Source organism: Pseudomonas sp. MOIL14HWK12:I1 (assembly GCF_000510705.1).
GTDB lineage: Bacteria > Pseudomonadota > Gammaproteobacteria > Pseudomonadales > Pseudomonadaceae > Chryseomonas > Chryseomonas oryzihabitans.
The window spans coordinates 781,487-806,414 of record NZ_AZNY01000003.1; the positions used below are offsets into that span (position 1 = coordinate 781,487).

Here is a 24,928-nt window from a genome sequence, read left to right on the forward strand (position 1 = left end):
CATGAGCGAACGGCTGCAGGACATCGAGCTGAGGTTGCTGCTGGAAGGCATCTTCCTGAGGTACAGCCACGACTTCCGCAACTACTCCAAGGCCTCGCTCAAGCGCCGGGTACTGCAGGCGCTGACGCGCTTCGACTGCCCGAGCATCTCGGCGCTGCAGGAGCGGGTGCTGCGCGATCCGGCGCTGTTCGCCGAGTTGCTGCAATTCATCACCATCCCGGTCAGCGAGATGTTTCGCGATCCGGGCTACTTCCTCGCCCTGCGCCAGCAGGTGGTGCCGGTCCTGCGCACCTATCCCTCGCTCAAGGTGTGGATCGCCGGCTGCAGCACCGGCGAGGAGGTCTTCTCGATGGCCATCCTGTTCCAGGAGGAAGGGCTGCTCGACCGCACCCTGTTCTATGCCACCGATATCAATCCGCGCTCCATGGAAAAGGCCCGCCAGGGCATCTTTCCGCTGGAGCGGATGCGCGCCTACACCGCCAGTTACCAGAAGGCCGGCGGCACCCGCGCGTTTTCCGACTACTACACCGCAGCCTATGACGGCGCGCTGTTCGACAAGTCGCTGATCGCCAACGTGACCTTTGCCGATCACAGCCTGGCCACCGACAGCGTCTTCTCCGAGACCCAGCTGGTGTCCTGCCGCAACGTGCTCATCTACTTCAACAAGAATCTGCAGAATCGGGCGCTCGGGCTGTTTCACGAGTCCCTGAGTCACCGCGGCTTTCTCGGTCTGGGCAGCAAGGAGTCGCTGGACTTCTCCGCCTATGCCAACCACTTCGAGCCGGTGGTGAAGCAGGAACGGCTGTTCCGCAGGCTCTAGCATGTTCCCGCCCCGCAAGCCGTTGCGCCTCATCGTCATCGGAGCCTCTGCCGGCGGGCTGCAGGTCCTGCTGCGCCTGCTCTCGACCCTGCCGGCCAGCTACCGTCTGCCGCTGGCCGTGGTGCTGCACCTGCCGGACGATCGCACCTCGCGCCTGGCCGAACTGTTCCAGGCGCGCTTGGCCCTGCGGGTGCGCGAGGCCGAGGACAAGGACGCTATACTGCCGGGCACCCTGTATTTCGCGCCGCCGGGTTATCACCTGCTGGTGGAGGACGACTTCACTCTGTCGCTGTCCCGCGACGAGCCGGTGCAGTTCTCCCGGCCGTCCATCGATGTCCTGTTCGAAAGCGCGACCGACGCCCTGGGCGAACAGGTCTGCGGCATCCTGCTGACCGGTGCCAACCATGACGGTGCCAGCGGCCTGCACGCCCTGGCTCAGAACGGCGGAGTCACCGTTGTCCAGTCGCCGCAATCGGCCGAGGTGCCGACCATGCCTGAGGCGGCCTTGAAGAGATTCCACCCGGATTTCGTGCTGGATGTGCCGGGCATCCATCTATTGCTCATCGAGCTGGAACGCGACCATGGCTGAAGTACCCGTCGAACAGGCGAAGCTCCTGCTCGTAGACGACCTGCCGGAAAATCTCCTGGCGCTGGAAGCCCTGCTGCGCAGCGAGGCGCTGGAGATCTTCCAGGCCAGCTCCGCCGAGGCCGCGCTGGAGCTCCTGCTGATGCACGAATTCGCCCTGGCGATCCTCGATGTGCAGATGCCGGGCATGAACGGCTTCGAACTGGCGGAGATGATGCGCGGCCTGGAAAAGACCCGGCACATCCCCATCGTCTTCGTCAGCGCCGCCGGCCGCGACCTCAACTATGCCTTCAAGGGCTACGAGAGCGGTGCGGTGGACTTCCTGCACAAGCCCCTCGATGTCCATGCGGTCAAGAGCAAGACCCGGGTGTTCGTCGACCTCTACTGGCACCGCAAGCGCCTGGCCGAGCAACTGGTGGCCCTGGAGCAGAGTCGCCAGGAGCAGGAGATCCTGCTGGCCGAGCTGCGCCAGACCCAGGTCGAGCTGCAGCAGGCGGTACGCACCCGCGACGACTTCATGTCCATGGTCTCCCATGAACTCAAGACACCGCTCAACACCCTAATGCTCGAAGCCCAGCTGCGCCGCATGTACCTGGACAAGGGCAAGCTGGAAGCCTTCACCCCCGACAAGCTGGCCGGCATGGCCGAGCGCGACGAGCGGCAGATCCAGCGCCTGGTGCACCTGATCGATGACATGCTCGACATCTCGCGCATCCGCACCGGCAAGCTGTCGATCCGCCCCTCGCAGTGCGATCTCGCCGCCCTGGTCAACACGGTGGTGGACAGCTTCGCCTCGCAATTCGCCGCGGCCGGCTGCCCGGTGGAGTTGCACGCCGAAGGCCCAGCGCCCGGCTACTGGGACGAATTCCGCATCGAGCAGGTGATCACCAATCTGCTGACCAATGCCATGAGATACGGCGCCGGGCGTCCGGTGGAGATCTCCCTGCGCAGCGATGGCGCCGATGTGGAACTGAGCGTCAAGGACCATGGCATCGGCATCCCGGTGGAGCACCAGGCGCTGATCTTCCGCCAGTTCGAGCGCGCCAGTGGCACCGAGAACATCGCCGGCCTGGGCCTGGGCCTCTATATCGCCGACCAGATCGTCAAGGCGCACCACGGCAGCCTGCACGTGGAAAGCATCGCCGGACAGGGTGCGACCTTCCGCCTGCGGCTGCCCTGTCTGCCGGCCTAGGTAGCATTGACAGGACCCCGGGCGCCCGCGAGAATCGCGAAAAGAGGTGGGATGTCATACCTCTTGCCAGATAACTCCATAAGAAGGCGCCCGTTCATGTCCGAAGTCTCCTCGTCACCCTTCCATCGACTCCTGCTCACTGGCGCTGCCGGTGGCCTGGGCAAGGAGTTGCGCCAGCGGCTTAAACCCCATGCCGAGATCCTGCGGCTGTCCGATATCGCGCCGATGGCGGCGGCCGAAGGCCCGGCGGAAGAGGTGATGACCTGCGACCTGGCGGACAAGGCCGGCGTCCATGCGCTGGTGGAAGGTGTCGACGCCATCCTGCATTTCGGTGGCATCTCCACCGAACACGCCTTCGAGCCCATCCTCGAAGCCAACATCCGCGGCACCTTCAACCTCTATGAGGCCGCGCGGCGCCACGGGGTGAAGCGCATCGTCTTCGCCAGCTCCAACCATGTCATCGGCTTCTATCGCCAGGACCAGCGCATCGACGCCAGCGTGCCTCAGCGCCCGGACAGCTACTACGGCCTGTCCAAGGCCTTTGGCGAGGACCTGGCGACCTTCTATTTCGATCGCTATGGCATCGAGACGGTGAGCATCCGCATCGGCTCTTCCTTCCCCGAGGCGCAGAATCGCCGCATGCTCGCCACCTGGCTGAGTTACGAAGACCTGACCGACCTTATCCTGCGCAGCCTGACCACGCCGGACGTCGGCCATACCATCGTCTATGGCGCCTCCGCCAACCGTGACAGCTGGTGGGACAACCGCCTCGCCGCGCACCTGGGCTTCCAGCCCAAGGACAGCTCCGAGCCATTCCGCGCCAAGGTCGAAGCCCAGCCCATGCCGGCAGCGGACGATCCGTCGATGGTCTACCAGGGTGGTGCCTTCGTCGCCACCGGTCCCTTCGACGACTGAGGAGGGCCGCCATGACCGCCGAATTGCTCGTCGATGCCCGCAACGCCACCGGTGAGTGTCCGGTCTGGCAGGTTGCCGAACAGGCGCTCTACTGGGTCGATATCCCGGCCAAACGGCTGCATCGCTGGACCCCGGCTGGCGCCCTGGACAGCTGGAGCGCACCGGAAATGCTCGCCTGCATCGCCACCCGCGAGGATGGCGGCTGGCTTGCCGGCCTGGAAAGCGGCCTCTTCGCCCTGCAGGCCGAGGCTTCTGGCCAGCTGAGCGGCGAACGCCTGGTCGCTCTCGACCATGCCCAGCCGGCGATGCGATGCAACGACGGTCGCTGCGATCGCCAGGGCCGCTTCCTGGTGGGCACCATGGTGCAGGACATGGCCCAGGGCGCGCCGGCTGGACGCCTCTACAGCCATGCCGCGGGCGAGGACGCCCGGCTGCTGCTGGACGACCTCATCGTGCCCAATGGCCTGGCCCTGAGTCCCGATGGCCGCACCCTTTATCTGTCCGACTCCCATCCCAGCCGTCAGCTGATCTGGGCCTTCGACTACGACCCGGATACCGGCACACCCAGCAACCGGCGGCTGTTCGTCGACATGAACGCCCATCCCGGCCGACCCGATGGCGCCGCGGTGGATGTCGACGGCTGCTACTGGATCTGCGGCAACGATGCCGGCCTGATCCATCGCTTCACCCCCGAGGGCCGCCTGGATCGCTCCCTGAGCGTACCGGTCAAGAAGCCGGCCATGTGCGCCTTTGGCGGGCGCAACTTGGATACCCTGTTCGTGACTTCCATCCGTCCGGGTGGCGATCTCAGCGACCAGCCGTTGGCGGGTGGACTCTTCGCCTTGGATCCCGGGGTGCAGGGGTTGCCGGAGCCCGCATTCGCGGGATGAATCGGTCTCGGGGAGCGCAGGACCTCCGGGCGGCGGAGTCCTGAGCGGCACATGGCAACGTCTGGAAACCGGCTGTCATGCTTTTGTCATGAACATCAGCAGAGCTCCGGCCCAGGCGGCTTATAATCAGGGTCTATCCGCCCTAAATCGCCGTCATGACCTCTTCAGTTGCAAGCCGCCCCACCGCCCGTTACTACGGCCTGGAATGGCTGAGATTCCTCATGGCGCTGTACATGGTCGTCTACCACCTGGGCGGGCTCTACAGCGATCTGCCGGATGCCTTCCGCCGGCTGGCCGGCATGGGCTTCTTCGCCACCAGCACCTTCTTCCTGCTGTCGGGCTTCTTGCTGGCCCACGTCAGCCTGGATCACCAGGGCGCGCTCAAGGGCAGCTCCCGCGGCTTCGTCCTACGGCGGCTGTGCAACCTCTATCCCATCCACCTGCTGACCCTGCTGGTCGCGCTGGGGCTGTCCTATTGGTTATCACAGGATTCCTGGCTGGAACACGGGGTGCCGGTCTACTACAACCAGCACCCCTATCTGCAGCTAGAGGAGGGCAGCGAGCTGGACGAGATGCTGCCGCTGTCCTGGCTGGCCGCCACCACCCACGTGCTCCTGCAACTGCTGCTGCTGCAATCCTGGGAGCCGCGCTTTCTCTGGCTCAACGGCGCCGCCTGGTCGATCTCGGCGCTGCTGTTCTTCTACCTGCTGTTTCCGCTGCTCGGCCCGCGGCTGATGCGCCTGCGTCGCTGGGCCCTGGCCGCCGCAGCGCTCTGGGGGCTCTATCTGCTCGGTCCGCTGGTGGCCACCTGGGCCCAGGCCTTCGATACCGTGACGGTGGGCGTCATCCACCGCAATCCGCTGATCCGCCTGCCGGAATTCCTGCTCGGCATCCTGCTCTATCGCGCCGTGCAGGAGCCCTGGGTGGCAGCGAAGACCCAGCGCCTGCGCCTGCCCCTGCTGCTGTTCGGCCTGACCGGCCTGTGGCTGGGCGCGCTGCTGCTGGAAGGCGATGGCCGCCGCTGGTTCTACCTGGTCCACAACGGCCTGCTGACACCCTTCCAGGCCGCGGTGCTGCTGGCCTGCGCCACCTTCGGCGAACCCGGTCGCGCCGGCGTGCGGCGCCTGGCCCAGCGCCTCGGCGAGGCCTCGCTGTGCATCTTCGCCGTCCACACCCCGCTGATCGGCGTGCTCGAACCCTGGACCCGCACCCTGCTGGGCTGGATGCACCTGGCCGGCGACAGCCTCGAAGACCTGGCCGAAGACGTCGGCGAGGCGCTGGCGCTGCCCATCCCCATTCCCGGCTGGATGCTGCCGCTGCACCTGGTGCTCATCGTCCTGCTCGGTCTGGCCATGCAGCGCTGGGTGGCCGGTCCGCTGCGCCGCTGGCTGCAGGCGCGCTTGCCCCAGTCTTAAGGAGGCGTTAAGTAGACCCGGCTAGCCTCGCCGCAGGAATCCGCAGCGGAGCTGAGCCTTGTCCAGCGAATACGAAGTCCACGGCCCCCACGACCACGAGGTGGAACACGCCGCCCACGGCGCCCATCGCCGCGACAGCCTCACCGGCCGCATCGCCGTCACCACCGCCATCCTGGCGACGCTAGGCGCGCTCTGCGCCTACCAGGGCGGCAACGCCGAGAGCCTGGCGCTCTATTACAAGAACGAAGAAGCCATCGCCAAGACCGAAGCCGCCAACCAGTGGGGCTACTATCAGGCCAAGGGCGAAAAACAGAACCTCGCCGACCTCGGCGCTGCCCTCGCGACCAACCCCGACACCGCCCAGCGCTTCTCCCTGGACAGCCAGCGCTACGCCCAGCAGAAAGCCGAGATCCGTAACAAGGCCGAAGCCCTGGAAGCCAAGGTCGACGCCAACGAAGCCCTGAGCGAAACCCAGCTCCACCGCCACCACCGCTGGGCCCAGGCCACCATGCTGATGCAGGTCGCCATCTCCCTGGCCGCCATCACCCTGCTGACCCGGCGGCGCTGGTTGCAGGCGGCGGTGTATGGGGTGGCGGGGGGAGGGGTGGTGGTTGGGGTGTTGGCGTTGCTGCACGTCTAGCCATTCAGGTGATGCCAGAGCGCGTCCATCAGGCACGCAAAAGGCACGTCTTGCCACAACGATAGAATTGGCTTTACTGGAAGCTTCAGGTTTCGTATACGTTACAAATAACCGAATTTGTTACGTATGCAGAACATGGATAGCGAGCTGATCAGTCAACGTCTTGGTAGCCAACTCCGCCAGCGGCGCCTCAATCGAGGCCTTACTCAAGCAGGCCTCGCCGAGCTGGCAGGCCTTACCCGGCAAAAGATCATCGCCGTGGAGCGGGGAGACTCTCGTGTCGGTATGGCAGCCTACGCACGAGCACTCGCAGCCTTGGATTGCGAGCTGGCAATAATCCCTGCCGCCTTGCCGACCTTGGACGAGATTCAGGGGGTATTCGACTGATGAAGACCCGGCTGCGAGTCGCAACCCCGGCAGGCGGGAGCGGAGCGCTCATGGCTCAGGATGGCGACTACCTGTTTCGCTACCAGGACGATGCTTCGACAAGGGCTGCCATCAGTCTGCTGATGCCGGTGCGCCTGGATGACTATCGCCGCCGCGAACTGCATCCGATCTTCCAGATGAATTTGCCGGAAGGCTATGTACTGGAGCAGCTACGCAACAGGTTGGCCAAGCTGGTACCTCTGGATCCCATGGCTCTGCTGGCCCTGACAGGCAGTAGTTCGCCAATCGGTCGCGTGACGGTGACGTCGCCTGAGATCGATACACTGCTGGAACGCCAGCGCTTCCCAGGCGAACGGCTCAGCGAGATTCTCGCCTGGGATGGCACGGAAGACCTGTTCGTCGAATTGGTGGATCGCTACATCCTGCGCGCCGGTATTTCCGGCGTACAGCCCAAGGTGTTGGTGCCCGAGCGGGAGGATGCCCGCTTCACCTCGAGAACCGCCGAGTTGATCATCAAGAGCGGTCGAGACGAATTTCCGGGCCTGGCGATCAACGAATACCTCTGCATGTCCGTGGCCCGCGAAGCAGGCATTCCGGTGCCCGAGTTCCATCTCTCCAGCAATGCCAAGCTCTTCGTCATGCGCCGGTTCGACCGCGACGAACATCTTGAACCTCTCGGCTTCGAAGATATGGCTGCCCTGATGGGGCTGGCGGCGGAGCAGAAGTACAGCAAGAGCTATTCGGCGATCGCCAAGGCCATCCGCCTGTTCTGTGCGCCCGAACATGTCCGGTCTTCGCTGGCGCAACTCTTCGCCACGGTGAGCCTAAGCTGCATCCTCGGCAATGGCGATGCGCATCTGAAGAACTTCGGCTTGCTCTATGCCGACCCTGCCCAGCGTGATGCACGGCTGGCGCCCGCCTACGACATCGTCAACACCACCGCCTACCTTCCCGAGGATGTCCTGGCGCTGGAGTTGATGGGCAACAAGTCGCTGTTCGCTTCGCGCCAGGGTTTGCTGGATTTTGCGGAAGTCTGCGATGTTCAACGACCGGCTGAGGTGATCCGCGCCCAGCTGGAAGCGCTGGAGCGGGTACTGCAGCGTTCGACTGAGCTTTGCAGCCAGGCGCCACAGATCGCCGCTGCCATCCGGCACAGCGCCGCGCCCTTCGTGCAGACGTTCGGCTAAAGCAGTAGGACTCGAGAAGGCAGGGCAAAAGCCCAAAACCTAGGCACAAAAAAGCCGCGCAAAGCGCGGCTCCTGAAAGCTGGTAGGCCCGCACGGACACGAACCGTGGACCAAAGGATTATGAGTTGCCTAGAAACGCTGTAAGCCCAGTGAAATCGGGCGTAGCTTATCGTAGGTAAAGTTGGCTGAAAGCATTGTCGTAGAGCGGTTTAAGCGTAGTTTGGCGAAATTTGTAAAAGCTGGGCACTGTACCGCCAGTGTACTGTTTTTTGTACCTGGCCCCCTACTGGGCCGGCTACCACTGTAGCTTTGCCGGATCGTCTTCAGAGTTTAGTTCTCCTGATAGCTACGTTCGATCAGGTGCTTGGCGCGCTCCAGGTCGGCTTGGCTGCGTAAGCTCAGCTCCAGGTCGCCCGTTCCCCAGTGGCCGATAGCGCGTACATCACGGCTGAAACCTTCGACCAATTCGACAGAATCTGGATTGAGCTTGAGCATCAGCAGCAGGCGCTTGGGTTGGGGTACTAGGCTGGCAAAGTTTTTTAGGCGGCGAAACGCCACATAGAGCTTCAGATGTTTTTCCTGCACATCATCCCCAATGGAGTGCAGGTAGCTTTTGGTCGTATCGAACAGAGTGACAATCTCTGGCGTAGCCTGGGACAGCTGCTCCTGCCAAGTCTTATCCTTGCCCACTAGCACTGACTTGCTTGGCTCGATAGCAGCTGCTTTAGATGTAGTTGAGGCGTCTGTCACGCTCACACTATTGACTAGTTCCAAGAGTAACAAATCATCACCAAAAATCTTGTAGCGGATCAACTCGATATTGCGCTGGATCAGTTGCACTGCATGTTGGTCGTAACGTGTGAAGTCGGCGGCAATGCATAGCAAGCGAGTGCCACTCCATTCGATCTGATGGGCAGCATCCTTCCCGAGTTTTTCCATTACCAGCCAGCGAAACTCAGCCTGATGATCAAGTAACCAGTCCAAGTAGAATAATCCCTGATTGATCACGTTCTCGTTGCTGTGTCGCTTGTACTCAACGATTACTGGGCAGCCATTTTCGTCTAGACCAAGGGAGTCGATTCGACCCTTATGGGTTTTGCCCGTGGCGTATTCGCTGGCGAGAAAACGCACCCCCAAGAAGCACTCCATCTGTGTTTCTATCAAGCTTTGTAGCTGCTTTTCTACTGCAACGGAGCGGCCGGGAAGCTCAATCGCGTCTTGTTGTCCATTCAGACGGAACAGCTGAATATCACTCATGCGCCTTCTTCCATAATGTGAGCGCCAGAGGCCTTTAGGATGGCCTTCAATTCGGGGAGGATTTTGTTTGGAATTTCCGCAGCCTGAGTAATGGCTACATATTTGAAAGTGTTTAAATCAAATGGCACTTGGTCTTGAGCGGTAGTCGGCTCGAATAAGAAAATAAGCCGATTTTCTTCGTGATGCTTTAGTGCGTAGCCGGCTTCAATATAAACGTTGGGGCGATGGCCGGTTAGGTCGCAAATTATTATGTCGGACGAAGAAATGGCTTCGTACATTCGGTTATGAATCGGAAAAGACCCACCCTCCTCGGTGCCCATGTCGACCAATTCCAAGGTGACTCCATGTTGCTGCTGGAGATTGCTTAGAGTCTGCCGAAGTTGTTGCAGGCGTAACGTGGCTTTGTTGTGGGCGTCATTCGGAGCGTCCGGCGCTGGGTACCAGCGCGCTAGAAAGACTCTCTTCGGAACTCGAGATTGGGCAGCTTTATAGGTTTTGAGAAGTTGCTCTGCTGGAGATAAAGGATCAAGCAAATTTGTTATTCCTTGCCCACCAAGCCAACGGCTAAGGCGGTCGAGATAGTTTACCGTCCAGCGGACTTTTTGCTCATGATCTTGTCCTTCTGCCTCTCTCCAGACCCGTGCTGCCAGCTCGAAGAAGCTGTAGGTTTTGCATAGCGATGGATGGTTTACGGTCAGTTGGGTAGCGATATCCGCCAGCGCAGCAAACAGGTTGTCGGCAAAGCTGGTCAAGGTTTGTCGATCGCGGGCAATAGTCTCGTCCATACTGATAAGGTTGCGAGCCGACTCCCAAAGTGTGGTCAATGGACGCTCGCCGAAGCGTTGCCGAGCCGGTTGCGGTAGACCTCGCAGGCGGTCGGCCAATAGCCGCGTTAGGTGCAGCGCCGGGTTGTAGGCGAATTCGTTATCCGGCGTCATGGCGTGCGCTGGGTCTTGCCCCAGCAGCAGCCGAAGACCGTGTTCCGACTCCAGCGGTAGGGCTGTGCTGTTGATGGTGTGGAAAATCAGCGATTCAGAGAAGTCGTCTGCATCATTGTTCACCGGACCGAGCAGCACCATGCAGAATGGAGCGAGGTACTTGGTCGGTGTGTTGGGGTCTTCGGTAAGCTGTTCGGCCAGATGCAGGCGATGATTGCCGTCGATGCGGCGAATGATTTTATCCTGCTTAAGCTGCCCCAGGTCGCCTCGCCGCACGCGCAGCCGCTGCATCCGTATGGTCGGACTTGAATATCGGCGGGAGATATCCACTAGGCTATCGTTGTCGCTTCTCACCCCGAAAACCGTTTCGCCCAACCCCTGTTCGTCCGGGGCGATCTCGCCCCGATTGACTATGAGTTTGACCGGCGCACGAACGGAAAGAATTATCTCTGGGAGGAAGCGATTCTCGCTCTGTTCCAGGTAGTTCTTGATCTCCTCGGCGTGTTTGGCCGATTCCACTCGCTGATGGCCTACCACCCTAAAGCCCTGCTCTCCATCCTCCATCTTGTAGGGGACGGAGATGGCTGCCAGATCGCGCAGATCGGCAAAGCCCCTGATAATGCGGAAGATGCCCAGCACGCTTTCCGAGAACAGTCCCTCGAATTCGATGTATTGGCGGCCTCGCGACATATTAGTACACCTCCACCGGGCGGGTGCCGAGAATCATTTTCTCTATATCTTTTTTCCGTTGGGCAAGCTTTTCATTAGCCGCCGAGATGTTTGCCAGAATCTGTTGCCGCCGGTCGGCAAAGCTTTTTTGAACCTCTGTTGGAATTTCAGGAAGCCTGATTTCGGCCAGGTTTGCGTAGTACATCCGTTGTTTAACGCCGCCGACACGGTTAAAAGCCACGAGTGCAAGGAAGTAGTTTGTCCTAAGCATAAGTGCCATAAAGGCAGGTAGAAAGCCGCCTTTCAGCCGCCACACCTGGTATTCAGGGCTTGTGATCGCATCCACGGGTACTTCGGGCACGATGCCGAGGGAACCGACATTAGCGCGTGTGGGGTTGTGAAAGAACCAGTCTTTTTCAATTTTCTTGTAAGGCGCATTGAAATCCTTTCCGACCTGCATAGAACTTAGAAAGACACCTTCCTTGTTATTCACTCCATAAATGGGCCATTCCTTTTCCGGCTCATCCCAGGGCCTGACGGTTTCAGCGCATTCCTCGGTGTAATCACCTAGTCGTATAAAATTAGGGTTCGCCGTTATGAAAGCGGCGGCACGACCCGCTTTGACATCCCATTGCTGAGTGTTCTCGTAATTGGCGAGGAATACTTTGGAGCGGGTAACCTGGCCAAAATCTTTTGTCTGCTTGACGAGCCACGAATGAAGCTCCAACACCAAATCTGACAAAGCGGTATCCGCCGCTGCGCGTTCCAGCTTGGCAGCCTCCCAATGGGCCACAATTTTCTGCTGAATCGGCAGCGCGGGGATGGGGACTTTTACCCCCTCAAGCTGGGTTGGTTGAATCCGTTTTCGGCCCGATGCGCCGCTGATCATCGAATTCAATAGCTTTTTGAACGCCTCTGTTCGGAATAACAGTTTCACGTATTCAGAATCTGTTCTCTGAAAATCGACGGAATAAACTGGAAATTCTGAGGTGACGCACATGCAGTCAATGCCATTGGGAGCAAGCCCTATTGCCCCGTTGCGCACATCAATTTTTGAAAAAACCACGTCACCGGTGTAGACACGAAACAGCCGCCCTTTGACGTCCTTTATGCGGACCGGCTCGCGTGGTTCAATCGAACCATCAAAGCGAATGGTCAGCAGAGTAACCATGGACTCGAGAGTCAGCGTTTCTAAAGCGGCTTCGTTTCGTCGCCTGAGGATGCTGACCAACGGTTTGATGACCTCATCTGGCCAGCTCCAGTTAACAGCGAACTGAGCTGCAACGCTCCAAGTCTGCAAGCCGCTGAAACTAACGCTAAAGGCCCGCGGTCTGGCTTGAGCCACTTCGCCCATTATTCAGCCCCTCCCGCAACGGCAAAGGCGCTCGGGTCGGAGAGATACTCGCGATACCACTCCAGGCAGGTCTTGTCACAATTGGCCGGCTGCCGGTCGTTGGGGTAAAGCTCGTTCTGGTCCTCCTCACCAGTGGCGGAGATGCCGACCTTTTCCGCCTCGTACATGAAGATGGGGTAGTCGAAGCGCTCCTTGAGCAGTTGCCGGGTTTCGGTGATCTGACGGATCTCTATTGCTTTCAGGTAGTCCTTGAGCTCCTTTTGCAGGGCCTGCCGTTGCTCGGCGTCCTTCGCCTGCTTGGCTGCCTCGATTTCGCTATCCAGCCGTTCCCGTTCCGCTTTGATCTCATCGGCATACCGGGCTTCGATCTCCGCCTTTGCAGTGGCGTAGGTCTCGTCAAACTGTTGCTGCTCCTCCTCGGTGAATTTTTGCAAGAAGAGCAGCGAGCATTTCACGCTGGCCCCGGAGCTGACAAAGGTCTCCTGCGGTAGACTGACCACGGCGCGGAGGAAGGCTCGGTCTTCGGTGAATTCGCGCACGTAGGTGAGTGAGGGGTTATTGAAAATGCCTTCCGGCAGCACGATAGCGAGGCGGCCTCCAGGTTTGAGTAAGTCAAGGCATCGCTCGATAAAGAGCACTTCGGTCTTAATCTTGGCCTTATCGCTTTTTGGTAATTCGAACAGGCTGGTAATGGGCTTATTTAGTGCCGCTTGCACACGATTTTGAGCCTGAAGATAGAGGTCCCCATACTCATCGAGATAACGTAACTTGGCAACGGCGCTCACCTTGATATCTGACTCTAGAATTTTGTCGGTAGGTTCGACATTCGCCCCAAAAGGGGGGTTAGTGAGAACAATGTCGAAACGCCCTTCGAAGATGCCATTAACATTTAGAAAACCATCGTGGTGGTGAACGCCGCCGTGGCCATCGCCGTGCATGATCATATTCATCTTGCTGGTACGTGCCATGCGGTCGTTGGCGTCGGTACCATAGATGCAACGATTTGAGAGCTTCCACAGCCTGGAACCTTCAATCTTTTGGTCGATAAGCGTCTGTATTTCGTTGAACTTGTCTTGGAGCTTCTTAGCACGCTGCTCTTCGGTCAGTGACTCGTCTTCTTCGACTTTGGCCTTGAACACGTTGTACTCTCGATCGGCGTCAGCAAGGATTTTTTCCCGGACTATCTCGAACACACGGATCAAAAAACCGCCTGAACCACTAGCCGGATCGCAGACGATCTCACCTTCTTTGGGATCGACCATATGCACCATAAATTCGACAATAGTGCGTGGGGTGAAGAACTGGCCGATTTCGCCCCGGAAAGTACGGCCGAGGAATCGCTCAAAAGCAACGCCTTTTACGTCCTCACTGGTGTCAGAGAGGTTGTATTTTTCTAATTCTTTGACGATGGCCTCACCGGTGGCAGGCTTTAGGTTGATGCGTTCATCTTCATCGAAAATCTTGTCGGTGGCGTATGCGAGCTTGGTTTGTTGAAACAGATTGTCGAGCGGATTCTCGGCGATCTGGCTTTTCAGCACATCGACGGTAAAGAGGTTGGTTTTATTGCGTCGAGTCAGCAGTGAACGTTCCACATAAACCTTGATGAAAAGTACCTTGGCGATTTCATCGAAGGCGGCTGCCGGATCTTTTTTCTCCCGGTTGCGGATGATGTTGTGGCATTTGTGCAGCAGATCGGCGAACTCCTTTTCCTTAAAGGCGCGGAGCTTGGAAAGTAGCTCCTCAATGTCCTTGTCCGAGGCATCGCCATGGGGAATATTCTCGATTTCTTCCGTGTAGCCGGGCACTTTGTCTTTCTTGACCCGCCAGTACTTGGTTTCCCGTGAGTTATGGGTAACGAAGAATGGTGCATTCCAGAATCGTGCGTAGTTCTCGCCTTGTGCGTAGTCAATAGGCTTGATAGTGACGTTATCGGATTTACATTCCACGATAATGAATGGCGGGTTGTCTTCTGCCTTGTCTTGAGGCGTGCGCCATATGACAAAATCCGCTCTGGCTCTGGCTGATCCTCTACCTGTCAGTTCTTGTTCTTCTGCAATTTGATCGAGAGTAAAACCATATTCGTTTACCAGTACGAGCAAGTACTCCTGTCGAACTGTCTCTTCTGGTGTCTCTACAAGCCATTTGCTGCGTACATGGCTCCAGATTTTTCCTTTCTTGTTGTCGCGCTTAAGATCCAGATTGCTCATGTTTTTTCTCATTCATTAAATCGTTTGGGCTTGGCTAGAGCGTGTAGTGGCCTGCGGCGCTATTACGTGGCTTGTGAATTCCCGGCTTCATTAGCGCCGCCAGCACGAACCCAGTCATCAATCTCTGACAATTGAAACTTCCATAGTCGTCCTATGCGATGTGCTGGTAATCCCTTCTGCTCTCTCCAGCGATAAACAGTGTCTTTAGCCACTCCGAGATGTTGTGCGACGTGCTCGGCGGTAACCCACGGTTCGGTGTTCATGGTGGCTTTACCCCGGATGTTGGGAGGCAATGGTCGTCCAAAGTCGTCTGTAGTCTATCAAAGCTGGTCAAGCAGAAGGCTGGTGATCTGGTTGTTGCAGGGAGCATAGATTTTCAGCTGACGTGCTTGACTGCTCATCAGTTCTGATCCAGTGCTTGCAGCCTGGCCAGAATCTCTTCGCGGCTGTTAGGGTAGTAAATCCAGTTCTTGTACCTGGGGTTGTATTCCCCGCCCAACTGGTTGCGCCAGGTTTTAAGTAGCTCTGTGATCTGGGGGTTAAATGACCAGGAGCGGACGGCAATTGAGCCGCTGGGCAGCGTTCTGGCAGATACCCACATCTGCATGATGACGAAGCGCTGCTCTTGCTGCGCGGGTGTCGTCCGGGGCGGGGGGGTATCTGCGAGTGAACGTGGATCTGGCATTTGCATTTCAAGTGCCTGCGCGATCGTCGGCGCCTCGGGGTGGATCCAGCTTTTGTGGTGTGGCTGATGAAGGATGTAGTTCTTGGCAGCCTCGGATGGTATCGGCTGAGAGCTCTGCAGCAGGTCGTTTAGGTCTAGTTCTATGGTCGGCGTGCCAGCCCCCTTGATGCGCTCCAGCTTCTCCTCATCAATGAACGAAGTGACGGCAATCTCGATGAACAGCCGTGAGCCATCTTTCAGCTCGGCGATCAGGTCTGGCTGAAAGCCCTGTTGCCGTATCTCCGGAGTGACGGTTTCAAAGTCCCACCAGCTGCTTGTGTCTTCACTGTTGGGGTAGACGCCGGGGAGGTGTGGTAGCTGCATACCGAGTCCATCGCAGATGACCTCCTTGGCATAGAGGTGGAGAAGGCTTTCGCGTTGGATGTAGCAGCTCTTCTTCTGTGAGACGTGGGCAAAATGGTGCTCCCGTATCGGCCCTTTCCGGGCCATGACAGATTCACCGCAGCTTACGCAGGTGCAATTGCAAGCTATGCCACGATGGGCGTTTTCAATGGTGATCAGCCGACCGTTTGGGTCGAGTGCGACGAACATGGTCATGGTGCAGGCCTCTGGTGTGAAGACGGCTCCAAGAGTCATGATTCGAGCGGGGGCAAACATCCCCCCAACCTCCTGCAAAGGGGTTATGTGTAGGTATGGATATGGCTGCAGCCCTTTGAATTAGGTTCTGTACGAAAAGTCGGTACAGGTAGAATCGCCACCATGATTGGCTGGAGGCCCACATGGCAAGGCGCTACGAACTCCCAGATGCGGGCTGGGAGTTGATCAAGGATCTGGTTGCCCCGGAACAGAAGATGGGCCGACCTCGAAGTGATGATCGGCTGGTGCTCAACGGCATCTTTTGGATCCTCTGCTCCGGAGCCGCCTGGCGTGATCTGCCGGAACGTTTCGGCCCGTGGTCGACGGTTTATCAACGGTTCCGTGACTGGCGAGACGACGGCACGTTTAACCGAGTACTTGAGCGATTGCACGTCCGGTTGAATCAGGAAGGCCTGATCGACCTGGATACGTGGATGATCGACTCCACCGCGGTGCGTGCAGCCCGAGCCTCTTCTGGCGCCGGGAAAAAGGGGGGCCAGAAGAACCGGTAGATCATGCATTGGGACGTAGCCGAGGCGGCCTAACCACCAAGATTCACCTGATCTGCGATGCCAACGGGATACCTCTCCGCTTCATGCTGTCACCCGGGCAGGCCAGCGACATTGGCCATGCTCAGCCACTCTTAGATCAGGTACGTATCCCCGGAAAGTCGGGACGACCTCGTAAGCGCTGCCGTTGGTTACTGGCAGACAAAGGTTACGATGCCGAGCATCTGCGCCAGTACTGCGACCGCTACCGCATGCAGCCGGTGATTCCGCAGCGCGCCATGAAGCGCAAACCCAAGCCAGGACTACCCCGACTGTTTGATCGTCCGAAATACCGGCAGCGGAACATCATCGAGCGGATGTTTGGCTGGCTAAAAGAGAACCGGAGAATTGGCACCCGTTACGACAAGCTCGCCAGGAGTTTTGCCGCAATGGTCACGCTGGCTTGCACGCTGCGATGTCTGCGGCAGTACTTTTCGTACAGAACCTAGCCAAGGGCTGCAAGGTGCTCGACAGTTTCAGGATACTTTTGCACCAGACGAATCAGCGTAGTCGCCTGGGCGTTTGGCTTGGCTCGGCCTTGTTCCCAGTTCTCCAAGGTGCGCGGGTTGGTGCGCAGATACATGGCGAAAACCGGGCGTGACATGTTCAGCTTCTGGCGGATCTCCACCAGCTCCTCGGAGCTGACTTCGCACAGTTCGGGTAACTGGACTTTGTGCGAGCGCAGAGTCACCTTGCCTTGGCGTTCATCCTCCAAAGCCTCGAAGCCCTCGACCAGCTCGGCAAAGATGTCTCGTTTCATGGTGTCGTCCTCGCATCAATTTCTGCTTGCAGCAGCCCCTTGAGTAATTTCTTCTGCTGCTCGTTCAGGTCGTCCTGGACGTCCTTCCCATACAGGGTAAACAGCCAGAACTGCGCGCCACCCAGCCACCAGTAGTAGATGACTCGGATGCCGCCGCGCTTGCCTTTCTGTCGTCGCTCGTCGGCGAAGCGAATCTTTCGTAGGCCGCCGGTTCCCTGGATCACGTCGCCGGCTTCCGGGTTCTTCATCAGCAGGCGCTGGAAGCTGCGAAAGGCCTCATCGTCCAGGTAGTCCGCTCGATGGCGCTCAAAGGGCGGTAGTTCGACAAATAGTGCTTTCATTGTCTGTACGTTATCTGCGTATAGTTTGTGGTGCGTTTAACGCACCGTCAAGGCGCCTTGCGCTGGCGTTTCAACTTGTCCAGCTTGCCGACGAGGTCCTCGGCCCGCAGGTGGGTGTAGCGCTTTAGCATCTGCATCGACTTATGCCCGCTAATGGCCGAGACCTCCTGGTCGGATAGGCCGCCCTCGACCAGCCGGCTGACAGCCTCATGACGCAGATCGTGGAAGCGCAGGTCGGGCATGCCGAGTTTCTTCTTCAGCAGTCCCCAGGTCTTGGTGAAGGCATAGGGGCGACGTTTCTCGTCCTTTCCCGGTTCGCCAAAGAACACCAGGTTGCAATCCTTGGGACGCACAGGGTTCTCCAGGGCGGCCTTAAAGGCTTCGGTGGCCAGCTTGGTGAGGGGGACAGTTCGGGCGCTGTCATTCTTGGTGTCTGCGAGGCGCACCACGCGCTTTTTGAGATCGACCTGATAACAGCGCAGACCAGTGATCTCCGACGAGCGCATGCCCGTTTCTAGGGCGATGCGCACGATCCAGCCGAGCATAGGGTTGCTGTGGTTATTAACTGCGGCGAGCAGGCGTCTTTCCTCGTCGGCAGTCAGCCTGCGGTCGCGGCCATCTCCCGGGCTGGGTTTGCGGATATTCAGCACTGGATTGAAGGTCAGTCCCAGGCCCCACTCCTGGATTGCCACCGTGTAGAGGTGACTGAGCAGGGCCAGCTCAAGCCGCACGGTATTGTTGCTGGTGGGGACGCCGCGCTTGCTCAGGGTGCCGAGCCGGGTGTCGCGGTAGTTGGCGATGATCTCGGCGGAGAGAGCGGCCAAGGAATATTTGCCCAGGTGCTGGATGAGCTGCTTGGCCTTGGTGGCCTCCGCCTTGCGTGTGGTTGGCTTCTTGCTCGGCGTCACCTCGGCCAGATAGCGCTCAAGGGCTTTCTCCAGCGTCAGGCGCTCGGAGCCGCTTCGCTGGATATACACGCCGCGCACCATTTCATCTTCGGTGCGGCGTGCCCAGTCTTCGGCATCGCGTTTGGTACGGAAGGTTTTTGTGTTGGTCGGCCAGCCCGTTTTGCGGACTACGGCCTTCCATGTGCCGGCAGGGGTTTTAACGATTGTGGCCATCTGAAAAGGACTCCAAAGGCAGGCTGGCGTACCAGCACTGTACCGATTTTGTACCTTTGGACCATAGGACTGATCCAGATGCCACAACCTTATAAAGCTTAAAGCCGCGCAGTGCGCGGCTTTAAAGGTGGTGGGCCCACACGGACTCGAACCGTGGACCAAAGGATTATGAGTCCTCTGCTCTAACCGACTGAGCTATAGGCCCTATAGCGCGGTGGAGTATACCGGGGGTGGCAGGGATCGCCAAACCCTTGTCGGGCATAAAAAAACCGGAGCCTGGGCTCCGGTTTTCTGTACTGCGCTGGCGCCTTACTCGTCGAGGAAGGAGCGCAGGTGTTCGCTGCGGGACGGGTGGCGCAGCTTGCGCAGGGCCTTGGCTTCGATCTGGCGGATACGCTCGCGGGTGACGTCGAACTGCTTGCCCACTTCCTCGAGGGTGTGGTCGGTGTTCATGTCGATACCGAAGCGCATGCGCAGGACCTTGGCTTCACGGGCGGTGAGGCCGGAAAGCACGTCGCGGGTGGCTTCCTTGAGGCTTTCGCTGGTGGCCACTTCGATCGGGGACTGCATGGTGCTGTCCTCGATGAAATCGCCCAGGTGCGAATCCTCGTCGTCGCCGATGGGCGTCTCCATGGAGATCGGTTCCTTGGCGATCTTGAGCACCTTGCGGATCTTGTCCTCGGGCATCTCCATGCGCTCGCCCAGCTCTTCCGGGGTCGGCTCGCGGCCCATCTCCTGCAGCATCTGGCGGGAGATCCGGTTCAGCTTGTTGATCGTCTCGATCATGTGCACCGGAATCCGGATGGTGCGCGCCTGGTCGGCGATGGAGCGGGTGATGGCCTGGCGAATCCACCACGTGGCATAGGTGGAGAACTTGTAGCCACGGCGGTATTCGAACTTGTCCACCGCCTTCATCAGACCGATGTTGCCTTCCTGGATCAGATCGAGGAATTGCAGACCGCGGTTGGTGTACTTCTTGGCGATGGAGATCACCAGACGCAGGTTCGCCTCGACCATTTCCTTCTTGGCGCGGCGGGCCTTGGCCTCGCCGATGGACATGGCGCGGTTGATGTCCTTGATCTGCGAGACCTTCAGCTCGTAGTCACGCTCCAGCTCGGCCAGCTGGGCCTGCTTGGCCTGGATGTCGGCCTGGAAGCGTTCGAGACCTTCGGCGTACTTGGGCTTGCCCTTGAGCAGGCCGGCGGTCCACTCGGTGTTGGTCTCGTTGCCGGGGAAGTGGCGCAGGAAGTCGGCACGCGGCATGCGCGCATCGCGCACGGCCAGCTGCATGATGGCGCGCTCGAGGCCACGCACGCGCTCCAGGGACTCGCGCACGCGGGTCACCAGGGCTTCGTACTGCTTGGGCACCAGCTTGATCGGCGAGAACAGCAGCGCCAGGGCGACGAATTCTTCCACGGCGCGATCGTCGTCGCGGCCGTGCTTCTTCAGCACCTTCTGGGTCTTTTCCAGCTGCTCGGCAACCGCGCCAAAACGCAGGCGAGCCTCTTCCGGATCCGGACCGCCGTCGCCTTCTTCCTCGGCGTCGTCGTCGCTCTCTTCTTCGTCGTCCTTCTCGTCGTCCACGGCCTTGGCATCGGCGGCCTTGTTCGGGACGGGCAGCTCATCGCTCTCGTTCGGCAGGCTGCCGTCGTCGGGATCGATGTAGCCGGCAAGGACGTCGGACAGGCGACCGCCTTCGGTGGTGACGCGGGTGTATTCGCTGAGGATGTAGTCGACGGTGCCCGGGAACTGGGCGATGGCGCCCATGACTTCGCGGATGCCTTCCTCGATGCGCTTGGCGATCTCGATCTCGCCTTCGCGGGTCAGCAGTTCCACGGTGCCCATTTCACGCATGTACATGCGCACCGGGTCGGTGGTGCGGCCGACATCGCTCTCCACTGCGGCCAGGGCGGCAGCGGCTTCTTCGGCGGCGGCTTCGTCGGTATCCGTCTCGGCCAGCAGCAGGGCATCGGCGTCCGGCGCGGTCTCGAATACGTTGATCCCCATGTCATTGATCATGCGGATGATGTCTTCCACCTGTTCCGGATCTGAAATATCCTCCGGTAGGTGGTCATTGACCTCCGCGTAAGTCAGGTAACCCTGCTCACGACCGCGGGCGATCAATTCTTTCAGACGGGATTGCTGTTGCGCTTTTCCGGACATAGGTACCCTTCCACTGAAGGCTTAGGCGGGCAAAAATAGCTGAACATTATAGCCGGTTAGAAGGTTGTCGTGCCAGTTAGGTCACGGACCCCGCCGGACGGCTGAGGAGTTCGCGTAGGCGGTCCTTGTCTTCGGAGCTCAGTTCGCTCTGTCGCGCCTTGCGTAGGAGTTGCTCCAGCAGGCGATCACGCTGGCTGGCGGCTAACCTCGTTATGGTGTCGAAAAACTGTTGTTCAAGGTTGTCTCCGGCAATCAGCCATTCTTTTTCCGCCAGAGCGCGCAGCAGTCGACCCTGTTCGGTGCCGTGCCAGCGGGCGATGAGCGCCAGGGTGCTCTGCCCGGGCTTCTTCTGCAGCGCCTCGACCAGGGCGACCAGCAACTGGGCGTACTGATCGCTTTCCTCGGCCAGGTTGCGCGCGTCCTGCACCGCCTGGGCCAGGGTCGGGTGGTGCAGCAGGCTGCGCAGCGCGGCCAGCACCGGGGTCTCCACCTTGACCGGTGGCTGACGGGGAGGGCGCTCGCCGCCACCCTTGCCGTTGAAATCCTTTTTCCAGCCCTTGCCGTCGCGCCCGCCCTTGCCTTCGCGGCGGGGCGTCCACTGCTGCTGCGCCGGGGCTTCCTCGGCATGGGCATAGGCGTAGTCGCCATAGTCCAGGGGCGGGGCGTCCTGCGGCGGGGCGGACGGCGCCAGCTGGCTCAGGGCATCGTTGCCGAGGCCGGTGAGTTCGCTCAGGCGCTGGCGCATCAGCAGGCGCAGGTTGTTGCCGGGAATCTTCTCGATCAGCGGCGCCGCCAGGGTGGCCAGGTGCGCCTTGCCTTCCAGGGTCGCCGGGTCCGCTTCGATCATCAGTTGCTGGAAGAAATACTCGGCCAGCGGCTGGGCCTGCTGGACGAAGCGCGCCTGGAAGGCGTCGGCGCCCTCGGCGCGCACCAGGGTGTCCGGGTCCTCGCCCTCGGGTAGGAACAGGAAGCGCACCCGGAAGCCGTCCTTGAGCACCGGCAGGGCCGATTCCAGGGCGCGCCAGGCGGCGCTGCGACCGGCCTGGTCGCCGTCGAAGCAGAACAGGATGCTCGGCACGATGCGGAACAGCCGCTTGATGTGCTCTTCGCTGGTGGCGGTGCCCAGGGTGGCCACTGCATTGCGGATGCCTTGCTGGGCCAGGGCGATGACGTCCATGTAGCCTTCCACGACGAGGATCTCGTCCAGGTCGCGATTGTGCTTGCGCGCCTCGAACAGGCCGTAGAGTTCCTGGCCCTTGTGGAACACCGGGGTCTCCGGCGAGTTGAGGTACTTGGGTTTGTCGTCGCCCAGCACCCGGCCGCCAAAGGCGATGACCCGGCCCCGGCTGTCGCGGATCGGAAAGATCACCCGGTCGCGAAAACGATCGTAACGCTTGCCGCTTTCGGCGTTCTCCACCAGCAGGCCGGCGTCCAGCATGGCCTTCTGCTGCAGGTCGTCGCCGCCCAGGTGCTTGCCCAGGTTGTCCCAGCCCGGCGGGGCGAAGCCCAGGCCGAAATCGCGGGCGATCTCGCCGGTGAGGCCGCGCTTCTTCAGGTAGTCGACCGCCGCCTGGCGCTTGGGGTGGTTGCGCAGCGCCAGGCGATAGTATTCGGCGGCGGCGGCCAATAGCGGGTAGAGCGGGGAATCCGTGGGTTGCCGCGGCTTGCGTCGACCACCGCTCTCTTCGCGCGGCACGTCCACGCCGGCCTTCTTGGCCAGCTCCTCGACCGCCTCGGGGAATTCGAGGTTGTCGTGGTCCATGATGAAGCCCAGGGCGTTGCCGCCGGCGCCGCAGCCGAAGCAGTAGTAGAACTGCTTGTCGGGGCTGACGCTGAAGGAGGGCGTCTTCTCGTTATGGAAGGGGCAGCAGGCCATCCAGTTCTTGCCGGCCTTCTTGAGCTTCACCCGCGCGCCCACCACCTCGACGATGTCGGTGCGATTGAGCAGGTCGTCGATGAAGCCTTGCGGGATAAGTCCGGCCATGGTCAGCGTCTGGATAGAGGGGCGAGGAGCGGAGGATGGAGCGAGGAGGGCAGTCTAGCGCCAGAGTGCGCCAGGGCGAAGCGGGAAGGCCAGAAACAGACAACCCGACCAGAGGTCGGGTTGTTTGATGACGCCAGAGGAGCGCTGTAACTCAGTACAGACGCTCGCGACGGCGCTGCTCGCGCTGTACTTTCTTGGCGTGGCGCTTGACCGCGGCGGCAGCTTTACGCTTGCGCTCGGCGGTGGGCTTTTCGTAGAACTCGCGGCTACGAACTTCGGCCAGTACACCGGCCTTCTCGCAGGAACGCTTGAAACGACGCAGCGCTACGTCGAAGGGTTCGTTTTCTTTGACTTTGACGTTGGGCATCCAGGTCGTACCTTCAAATTTACCGAGGTTTAATCCAACGCTAGCGGCAAAAGGGCACGGGAAGCGTCGGTTTTTAAGGGTTGCGGATAGTAACGCTTCAACTGCCCCGCTGCCAAGCCCCGGCGGACGAAAAGCGCTGGCCGGTGCTGGAAGCGGCGCTTATCATGCGCAGCCTGACATTCTATACCCTCGAAGGCTTATCTCCATGCGTGTTCTGGGACTGGAAACGTCCTGCGATGAAACCGGCGTCGCCCTCTACGACAGCGAGCGCGGCCTGCTGGCCGATGCGCTGTTCAGCCAGATCGATCTGCACCGCGTCTACGGTGGCGTGGTACCGGAGCTGGCCTCGCGCGATCACGTCAAGCGCATGCTGCCGCTGATCCGCGAAGTGCTGGACGCGGCGGGCAGCCGTCCTGAAGACGTGGATGCCATCGCCTACACTGCCGGCCCCGGCCTGGTCGGCGCCCTGCTGGTGGGCGCGGCCTGTGCCCAGGCGCTGGCGCTGGCCTGGGGCGTGCCCGCCCTGGGCGTCCACCACATGGAAGGTCATCTGCTGGCGCCCATGCTCGAAGAGCAGCCGCCGCAATTTCCCTTCGTCGCCCTGCTGGTCTCCGGTGGCCACACCCAGCTGGTGCAGGTCGATGGCATCGGCCGCTACAGCGTGCTGGGCGAGTCCCTGGACGATGCCGCCGGCGAAGCCTTCGACAAGACCGCCAAGCTGCTGGGTCTGAGCTATCCCGGTGGACCGGAGATCGCCCGCCTGGCCGAGCGCGGCGTGGCGGGGCGCTTCGTCTTTCCGCGCCCCATGACCGATCGGCCCGGCCTGGAATTCAGCTTCAGCGGCCTCAAGACCTTTACCCTCACCACCTGGCAGCGCTGCCGGGCGGTCGGTGACGACAGCGAGCAGACCCGCTGCGACATCGCCCTGGCCTTCCAGACGGCGGTGGTCGAGACCCTGGCGATCAAGTGCAAGCGCGCGCTGAAGCAGACCGGGCTCAAGTCGCTGGTGATCGCCGGTGGCGTCAGCGCCAACCGCGCGCTGCGCGAGAACCTGGAGCAGATGCTCGGCGAACTGGGCGGCCAGGTCTTCTATGCGCGGCCGCGCTTCTGCACCGACAACGGCGCCATGATCGCCTATGCCGGTTGCCAGCGGCTGCTGGCCGGCCAGCAGGAAGGCCCGGCCATCGCCGTCAAGGCGCGCTGGCCCATGGAGCAGCTGGCGGCGCTCTGAGACGGGCGGAGGGCGCCAGCGGACAATCCCCGGACGGCGCCAGGGTCAAAAATGACGCTCGGTCCCCTGGCGCAGGGCGCGCAGGTTGTGGCGGTGGCGGATCAGGATGAGCAGGGCGAGCAGCAGCATCGGCGCCAGCAGGTCCGGACGTTGCCAGGCGAACAGCGGCAGGATGCCGAGCACCGCGACCAGGGACGCCAGGGAAGCGATCCTCAGGCTGGCGAACACCGCGGCCCAGAGCACCAGCCCCAGTAGCGCCGCTGGCGGATAAAGGCCGAGCAGCAGTCCGGCCGCCGTGGCGACGCCCTTGCCACCGCGGAAGTGGAAATACAGCGGATAGAGATGGCCGACCACGGCGGCCAGCCCGATCCAGGCCTGCTGCAGGGGCGCAAGCCCCAGTTGCTGGGCGATCAGTACGGGGATCAGGCTCTTGCTCAGGTCGCCGGCGAGGGTCAGCAGGGCCAGCTTGCGTCCGGCCAGGCGCAGCATGTTGCTGGCGCCGGGATTGCCGGAGCCGTCGTGACGCGGGTCGCGGGTGCCGAACAGGCGACTGAGCAGCACGGCGAAGGACAGCGAGCCCAGTAGATAGGCCAGCAGGAGCAGCAGCCAGAACATGGTAGGGTTCCGCGCCAGGA

23 protein-coding genes, 1 tRNA gene and 1 pseudogene are annotated in these 24,928 nt (G+C 60.6%); 11 read left to right on the plus strand and 14 right to left on the minus strand.

Annotated elements, in window-relative coordinates:
• Nucleotide 1 precedes the first annotated feature (1 nt).
• The 9 genes from PSEK12I1_RS0103615 (at nt 2) to PSEK12I1_RS0103655 (ending at nt 8,032) form a co-directional block, all read left to right on the plus strand.
• Entirely contained in the window at nt 2–820 is an 819-nt protein-coding gene (locus PSEK12I1_RS0103615) for a protein-glutamate O-methyltransferase CheR (protein WP_027597501.1), read from the plus strand.
• A gap of 1 nt (nt 821) precedes the next feature.
• Nucleotides 822–1,409 (plus strand): chemotaxis protein CheB, encoded by a 588-nt coding sequence (locus PSEK12I1_RS0103620; RefSeq protein ID WP_007159760.1) that lies wholly within the window; start codon nt 822–824, stop codon nt 1,407–1,409.
• Complete coding sequence (locus PSEK12I1_RS0103625) at nt 1,402–2,598, plus strand: hybrid sensor histidine kinase/response regulator (RefSeq protein WP_027600709.1); 1,197 nt, start codon at nt 1,402–1,404, stop codon at nt 2,596–2,598. Before PSEK12I1_RS0103620 ends, PSEK12I1_RS0103625 begins: the two co-directional genes overlap by 8 nt.
• A gap of 96 nt (nt 2,599–2,694) precedes the next feature.
• Nucleotides 2,695–3,513, plus strand: coding sequence for an NAD(P)-dependent oxidoreductase (locus PSEK12I1_RS0103630; protein WP_027600710.1), 819 nt, complete (start codon nt 2,695–2,697; stop codon nt 3,511–3,513).
• An 11-nt stretch (nt 3,514–3,524) separates the two neighbouring features.
• Nucleotides 3,525–4,403 (plus strand): SMP-30/gluconolactonase/LRE family protein, encoded by an 879-nt coding sequence (locus PSEK12I1_RS0103635; protein WP_027600711.1) that lies wholly within the window; start codon nt 3,525–3,527, stop codon nt 4,401–4,403.
• Nucleotides 4,404–4,558: 155 nt separating this feature from the next.
• Nucleotides 4,559–5,818, plus strand: a complete 1,260-nt coding sequence (locus PSEK12I1_RS0103640) for an acyltransferase (protein ID WP_177323729.1) — start codon at nt 4,559–4,561, stop codon at nt 5,816–5,818.
• Between the two features lie 58 nt (nt 5,819–5,876).
• Nucleotides 5,877–6,458: a DUF4337 domain-containing protein gene (locus PSEK12I1_RS0103645; RefSeq protein WP_027600713.1), complete on the plus strand. Its 582-nt coding sequence runs from the start codon at nt 5,877–5,879 to the stop codon at nt 6,456–6,458.
• Between the two features lie 135 nt (nt 6,459–6,593).
• Nucleotides 6,594–6,845: a helix-turn-helix transcriptional regulator gene (locus PSEK12I1_RS0103650; RefSeq protein WP_027600714.1), complete on the plus strand. Its 252-nt coding sequence runs from the start codon at nt 6,594–6,596 to the stop codon at nt 6,843–6,845.
• Nucleotides 6,845–8,032, plus strand: a complete 1,188-nt coding sequence (locus PSEK12I1_RS0103655) for a type II toxin-antitoxin system HipA family toxin (protein WP_027600715.1) — start codon at nt 6,845–6,847, stop codon at nt 8,030–8,032. The genes PSEK12I1_RS0103650 and PSEK12I1_RS0103655 overlap by 1 nt, the downstream gene beginning before the upstream one ends.
• Nucleotides 8,033–8,362: 330 nt before the next feature.
• Here PSEK12I1_RS0103655 and PSEK12I1_RS0103660 read toward each other — a convergent pair whose 3' ends face one another.
• From PSEK12I1_RS0103660 to PSEK12I1_RS0103685, 6 genes are all read right to left on the minus strand, one after another.
• The gene (locus PSEK12I1_RS0103660) at nt 8,363–9,289 is read right to left on the minus strand and encodes a DUF5655 domain-containing protein (protein ID WP_027600716.1); all 927 of its coding nucleotides are present in this window, start codon (nt 9,287–9,289) and stop codon (nt 8,363–8,365) included.
• Nucleotides 9,286–10,917 (minus strand): hypothetical protein, encoded by a 1,632-nt coding sequence (locus PSEK12I1_RS0103665; protein WP_027600717.1) that lies wholly within the window; start codon nt 10,915–10,917, stop codon nt 9,286–9,288. Before PSEK12I1_RS0103665 ends, PSEK12I1_RS0103660 begins: the two co-directional genes overlap by 4 nt.
• Nucleotide 10,918: 1 nt before the next feature.
• A complete protein-coding gene (locus tag PSEK12I1_RS0103670) occupies nt 10,919–12,250 on the minus strand; it encodes a restriction endonuclease subunit S (protein ID WP_027600718.1) in 1,332 nt (443 codons plus the stop codon).
• Complete coding sequence (locus PSEK12I1_RS23535) at nt 12,250–14,457, minus strand: N-6 DNA methylase (protein ID WP_037006631.1); 2,208 nt, start codon at nt 14,455–14,457, stop codon at nt 12,250–12,252. Before PSEK12I1_RS23535 ends, PSEK12I1_RS0103670 begins: the two co-directional genes overlap by 1 nt.
• A 62-nt stretch (nt 14,458–14,519) precedes the next feature.
• Complete coding sequence (locus tag PSEK12I1_RS24220) at nt 14,520–14,720, minus strand: helix-turn-helix domain-containing protein (RefSeq protein WP_081737514.1); 201 nt, start codon at nt 14,718–14,720, stop codon at nt 14,520–14,522.
• A 137-nt stretch (nt 14,721–14,857) separates the two neighbouring features.
• Nucleotides 14,858–15,739 carry a competence protein CoiA family protein gene (locus PSEK12I1_RS0103685; RefSeq protein WP_027600719.1) on the minus strand — a complete coding sequence of 294 codons (882 nt, stop codon included), beginning with the start codon at nt 15,737–15,739 and terminating at the stop codon, nt 14,858–14,860.
• A gap of 182 nt (nt 15,740–15,921) precedes the next feature.
• Here PSEK12I1_RS0103685 and PSEK12I1_RS24225 point away from each other — a divergent pair.
• Nucleotides 15,922–16,775 (plus strand): IS5 family transposase gene (locus PSEK12I1_RS24225; RefSeq protein WP_155951386.1). Its coding sequence is split into 2 segments (ribosomal slippage): nt 15,922–16,264 and nt 16,264–16,775, totalling 855 coding nucleotides; the frame shifts between segments, so codons are not numbered across the junction.
• Here PSEK12I1_RS24225 and PSEK12I1_RS0103695 read toward each other — a convergent pair.
• The 7 genes and pseudogenes from PSEK12I1_RS0103695 to rpsU all read right to left on the minus strand — a co-directional run bounded on the left by PSEK12I1_RS0103695 (nt 16,772) and on the right by rpsU (nt 23,062).
• The gene (locus PSEK12I1_RS0103695) at nt 16,772–17,086 is read right to left on the minus strand and encodes a DNA-binding transcriptional regulator (RefSeq protein WP_027600721.1); all 315 of its coding nucleotides are present in this window, start codon (nt 17,084–17,086) and stop codon (nt 16,772–16,774) included. The two genes, PSEK12I1_RS24225 and PSEK12I1_RS0103695, sit on opposite strands and share 4 nt — an antisense overlap.
• A pseudogene (locus PSEK12I1_RS0103700) lies at nt 17,031–17,427 on the minus strand (toxin). The gene PSEK12I1_RS0103695 and the pseudogene PSEK12I1_RS0103700 overlap by 56 nt, the downstream one beginning before the upstream one ends.
• Nucleotides 17,428–17,474: 47 nt before the next feature.
• Nucleotides 17,475–18,548, minus strand: a complete 1,074-nt coding sequence (locus PSEK12I1_RS0103705; protein ID WP_027600723.1) for a site-specific integrase — start codon at nt 18,546–18,548, stop codon at nt 17,475–17,477.
• 128 nt (nt 18,549–18,676) lie between these two features.
• Nucleotides 18,677–18,753 (minus strand) — tRNA-Ile (locus PSEK12I1_RS0103710).
• A 104-nt stretch (nt 18,754–18,857) separates the two neighbouring features.
• On the minus strand, nt 18,858–20,711 hold the full coding sequence (rpoD, locus tag PSEK12I1_RS0103715) for an RNA polymerase sigma factor RpoD (RefSeq protein ID WP_027597508.1): 1,854 nt from the start codon (nt 20,709–20,711) through the stop codon (nt 18,858–18,860).
• Between the two features lie 76 nt (nt 20,712–20,787).
• Nucleotides 20,788–22,695: a DNA primase gene (gene dnaG / locus PSEK12I1_RS0103720; RefSeq protein WP_027600724.1), complete on the minus strand. Its 1,908-nt coding sequence runs from the start codon at nt 22,693–22,695 to the stop codon at nt 20,788–20,790.
• Nucleotides 22,696–22,846: 151 nt separating this feature from the next.
• Nucleotides 22,847–23,062, minus strand: a complete 216-nt coding sequence (rpsU, locus tag PSEK12I1_RS0103725) for a 30S ribosomal protein S21 (RefSeq protein WP_007159750.1) — start codon at nt 23,060–23,062, stop codon at nt 22,847–22,849.
• A gap of 205 nt (nt 23,063–23,267) precedes the next feature.
• Between rpsU and tsaD the strand changes: the two genes are divergently transcribed.
• A complete protein-coding gene (tsaD, locus tag PSEK12I1_RS0103730; protein WP_027600725.1) occupies nt 23,268–24,293 on the plus strand; it encodes a tRNA (adenosine(37)-N6)-threonylcarbamoyltransferase complex transferase subunit TsaD in 1,026 nt (341 codons plus the stop codon).
• A gap of 45 nt (nt 24,294–24,338) precedes the next feature.
• On the opposite strand, the gene plsY is transcribed toward tsaD, so the two are convergent.
• Nucleotides 24,339–24,908 (minus strand): glycerol-3-phosphate 1-O-acyltransferase PlsY, encoded by a 570-nt coding sequence (gene plsY, locus PSEK12I1_RS0103735; RefSeq protein WP_007159748.1) that lies wholly within the window; start codon nt 24,906–24,908, stop codon nt 24,339–24,341.
• Between the last annotated feature and the right edge of the window lie 20 nt (nt 24,909–24,928).